The sequence below is a fragment of the Wolbachia endosymbiont of Nasonia giraulti genome, assembly GCF_048054155.1.
Taxonomy (GTDB): Bacteria; Pseudomonadota; Alphaproteobacteria; order Rickettsiales; family Anaplasmataceae; genus Wolbachia; species Wolbachia pipientis_C.
The window spans coordinates 1-4398 of the sequence record NZ_JAFEVH010000075.1 but is presented as its reverse complement, the minus strand read 5'-3'; the positions used below and the strand labels follow the sequence as shown (position 1 = coordinate 4398).

Genomic DNA, 4398 nt, shown 5'->3' with positions numbered 1-4398 from the left:
AAGGTAGAGCAAAAGTGGATTACTGCTTTGCCTAATTGGGCTTTAACTATGTCTCAACTTGATATCTTTTTTCCTGGTAGGTTAAAAATTGAGTTGAATTGAAAATGCGGTTTGACACACTTTTTTGAACGTTCCCCTTTTCGGTTAATGCTCCTATAGGTACATTTTGTTCATCACCTCTTCCTTCAGTTTTTACAAGATTTACAACTTTTCTCTCGTAGATCTCACTTGCTAATTGTAATAATAAAGTACAACCTAGTACTATAGCAAATCCAATGAGTATTTTACTGTCTACGCAACTAGATTGGTACTGTAACACCAAACCTGCTATTAATAAAATAGGAGGGAGATAACTCGAACATTGGGAAGTAAAAATGAAATATTTAAATCTTTTACTTTTTAATATTTCTTCCCGTCTCTCTTCTTGATCTAAATTTTCACCTTGTTCCCGTTGAGAATTTTGCAAATCCACAGCTTCTTTAACTACAGAAGCTATCAAATAAACAGATAAGAAAAAAGTTGTAACTAATGTTATTAGGCTCGCACTAAACAAAATGCCAGGTGCGTCAGTAAAATTAGCAGCCTTATATAGCTTAAACCCCAAGTAAATATACGACACTAATGACGAGACGGACAGTAGGAATCTTACCAAACTAAAAACAACATAATACTTTGTACGCTTATCATTCTGACCTTGCTGAATTGACTGTAAACACCTTTTCCATTCCTCAGTAATGATTAATCCCTGATTCTTTCCACTTAGTGGTTTAATATATTGCAAAAGTGCTGCTTTATTTCTGTTAAGGGCCTGCATTTTTTCATCGCTACCTCCTGGTTTATCTGGGTGACACTTTCTTGATAACCTTTTATAATTTTTTGCTATTATATTAGATATTTCTAAGAAGTTACGACCTTCTACTTCTTGTACTTGAATACCTATCTCTTTAAACAAACTTTCATTATAATTATATTCTCTTTTTCTTAACTTATATCCCATATCTCCACCCAATAAATTAACTAACTATTAATACTTTATAATATGTAAATTCTTTCATTCATGCTTATTGTACGAATTATTTCTTTCACGACAACCATGACAAGTGTATGAAAGTTATCATTTAGTGCATAATAGTGCTTCAATGTTTAGGGTTACAGTTTTCATTGGTCATTTGAGTTACTCAAATCCAATTCATGCCAGTTCTATCTATCTTGTCATTTAAGTAGCCTCTATTTCAGCACAGGAATCTACTTTATAGTGATGTCATTCAAGTATCTGACATTGATTCCTTTATAATGCTGTCATCCCAGTGCTAGACACTGGGATCTAGTTAAATTTACGAGTATAAAAGTAATCAATGTTTTGATGATTATGAAAAAGCTGGATTCCAGTGACCATCTACTATATAAATAGTACCTTCAAAAATAAACGTTAGTGCGGTTGTGTGTCCCACACTGGCTCTTTTAAATTACTTTAGCTACAAATATTAAGAAATTTACTAAATAAAAAAAAGACAAAAGAACCCCCGTATAGCGAGTTTTGACCCTATAATAATTTAAATTGGCGTTGTAATAATGTGCTAACGCTTGTTTTAAGCGCGATTTGGCTGAATGTAGAAAAAATAAAAAAGACATGCAGCCGCTATAATTTTTATGTAATTTGCCAATAAATATTTGAGTTTTTTACTGAATTTTGCTGTTAAATCCGCGGAGATTAAAAACAAGGGTAAATACTCTTGCTATCATAGTAAGGGGGATGGCGTAATTTGTCAAGTTAAATAAGCTAAGTTATTAACATGTAATAATTAGGCAGCTATTGCAGATTGAATGTTCAAATGATCACTAACTTTGAGGTTTTGGTTTCATCTATTTGCGGCTGACTAATCATAGTTCGAATGAAATTGGTTGCCATAAAGGTACAACCTAGAATAAAAAAAGCAACGGAAATAAAGGGGATAATAGGAAATTCAAGAGGTAATATAGATGTAATTCCTCCTATTAAAAATGAAACGTTAGATGCAATGTCGAGGCAGATCTTCATTAATTTCTCTTGCCAAGAGGTATCGAGTTGCTTATTAAGGCCACACTGCCTAAAATGATCAGTTAATGACCATATATTTAAAGCAAGCGAAAGTGCACTTAGCATAGTGCTGACAATAGTAAAATACAAGCTTAAGGAAGAAATATTTAGGGCTAATGCTGCTATGTACCCACTCAAAGAAGCAATAGATAGTGCAGTAACTAAGCGTTTTGAATAAGTTCGTATTTTTTTTCTGTAAATAAGCCCCTCTTTCTCATAACTCATAAACTTAACAGTAAATACATATTATATCATAACATTAATTGACTTGAAAATCAATACAGAGTGCCCGGGAGAAGACTTGAACTTCCACAACTTGAAAAGTTACTAGCACCTGAAACTAGCGCGTCTACCAATTCCGCCACCCGGGCTTTTTGTGATTTACTATGTTAAAATAAAATAATATACTCAAATAGTTTTTAACTTAAAGGTAATGCCAAATCTAGATCAAATATTTTTTGCTCAGAACAATGTTAATATTAATAATGTATATAAAATAGTCAACAACGCTTTGAGCAATAGTGATGGTGGTGAGCTATTTTTAGAGTTTTGCCAATCAGAATCCCTAGTTTTTGATGATAATATATTAAAACATATGGATTTAAATATCAGAAGAGGATTTGGTCTAAGGTCTTTTTGTGAAGATAGTACGTCTTTTGTTTGCTCTTCTGAGATTAGCGAAAAAGAAATTAGTAAAGCTGCTTCCATGGTAAAAAGTTCAGCATCTTTAAGCAAAACGAATTCAGTAAACTTAAATGAGGAGGCAAAAAGCCTGTATTCAACGATTAATCCCATAAATGAAATGGACCTGAGCTCAAAGATTAAACTACTTAATGAGGTTAATGAGTATGTAAGGTCGAAGAATAATTGCGTGAAGCAGGTAAAAATAACTCTAAATGGAGAATGGCAAGTTGTACAAATAATAAAAGATGATCACAGGTTAAGCGATATTAGGCCTTTGGTACGTTTTAATGTACTAGTCATCGTAGAGAAAAATGGCCGAGCTGAGAGAGGTTCTGCAGGGCACGGCGGAAGAGACTCTTATAGTAAATTTGTTTCTGAGAAGAAGTGGAAAGAAGTTGCAAACCAAGCGTTAGAGCAAGCGCTAGTAAATCTTGAGGCAATTCCAGCTCCGGCTGGAGAGATGACAGTTGTTTTAGGTTCAGGTTGGCCAGGAATATTATTGCATGAAGCTGTAGGTCATGGACTTGAAGGTGATTTTAACCGTAAAGGAATCTCGGCATTTTCAAATTCTATGGGTAAACAAGTGGCAGCCAGTAACATTACTGTAATTGATGATGGAACTCTACCTAATTTGCGTGGTTCTATTAGCATAGACGATGAGGGTACTTTACCTGGCTATAATGTGCTTATAGAAGATGGAATTCTAAAAGGATATATGCAAGATCATATGAACGCTAAACTTATGGGTGTAAATCCAACTGGTAATGGTAGAAGAGAAAGTTACAAAGAAGTTACTATGCCACGCATGACAAACACCTATATGTTGCCAGGAAAATATACACCAGAAGAAATAATATCCAGTGTAAAGAGAGGCCTATATGCAGTAAATTTTGGTGGTGGACAAGTTGATATAACATCAGGAAAATTTGTTTTCTCATCTTCGGAAGCTTACCTAATAAAAAATGGTAAAATTACACAACCAGTCAAAGGAGCAACGCTAATTGGTGATGGGCCAACAGTGCTAAAAAAAGTATCAATGATTGGTAATGATCTAAAGTTAGATCCTGGTGTTGGCACGTGCTCAAAAGACGGACAAAATGTGCCTGTTGGAGTTGGTCAGCCAACACTCAAGGTCGATGCAATAACTGTTGGTGGAACTGAATATGTAGATAAGGGCTAAGCGAACTCAGCTCATGCTGTACAATTGTACAAATATTGTAACCATTATTCAAGTAGCTCATATAGATGCAAAAACTACTTAACAAATTTCTCTGCCTTCCTTGCCATAACGTGTATAACAATCTCACAAAAAATAATATCATAGAATTCAATAGGTGGTCTTTAAAAAATCCTTAAGGAAAGTAAAATACTGTTTAAATAGGCCGATATAGATGGTTTTACGATATAATAAAATTATTATAAACAAGAACTTATAAACTCTAGCAAATGAATTTGTGAGTTTAGTGGTGTTAGGAATACCTGGCTCTTTTATGTGGATTGGGGAACGTTCAAAAAAGTGTGTCAAACCGCATTTTCAATTCAACTCAATTTTTAACCTACCAGGAAAAAAGATATCAAGTTGAGACATAGTTAAAGCCCAATTAGGCAAAGCAGTAATCCACTTTTGCTCTACCTTT

3 protein-coding genes and 1 tRNA gene are annotated in these 4398 nt (G+C 34.1%); 1 reads left to right on the top strand and 3 read right to left on the bottom strand.

What is annotated here, in order from left to right; translation table 11 throughout:
* Positions 1-46: 46 nt before the first annotated feature.
* The 3 genes from JR312_RS06140 to JR312_RS06130 form a co-directional block, all read right to left on the bottom strand.
* The gene (locus JR312_RS06140) at positions 47-997 is read right to left on the bottom strand and encodes a molecular chaperone DnaJ (RefSeq protein WP_416647968.1); all 951 of its coding nucleotides are present in this window, start codon (positions 995-997) and stop codon (positions 47-49) included.
* Between the two features lie 831 nt (positions 998-1828).
* Complete coding sequence (locus JR312_RS06135) at positions 1829-2302, bottom strand: hypothetical protein (RefSeq protein WP_264330879.1); 474 nt, start codon at positions 2300-2302, stop codon at positions 1829-1831.
* A 61-nt stretch (positions 2303-2363) separates the two neighbouring features.
* Positions 2364-2448: transfer RNA gene (locus tag JR312_RS06130), tRNA-Leu, on the bottom strand.
* A 62-nt stretch (positions 2449-2510) separates the two neighbouring features.
* On the opposite strand from JR312_RS06130, the gene tldD reads away from it, so the two are divergent.
* Entirely contained in the window at positions 2511-3941 is a 1431-nt protein-coding gene (tldD, locus tag JR312_RS06125) for a metalloprotease TldD (RefSeq protein ID WP_264330878.1), read from the top strand.
* Positions 3942-4398 lie beyond the last annotated feature (457 nt).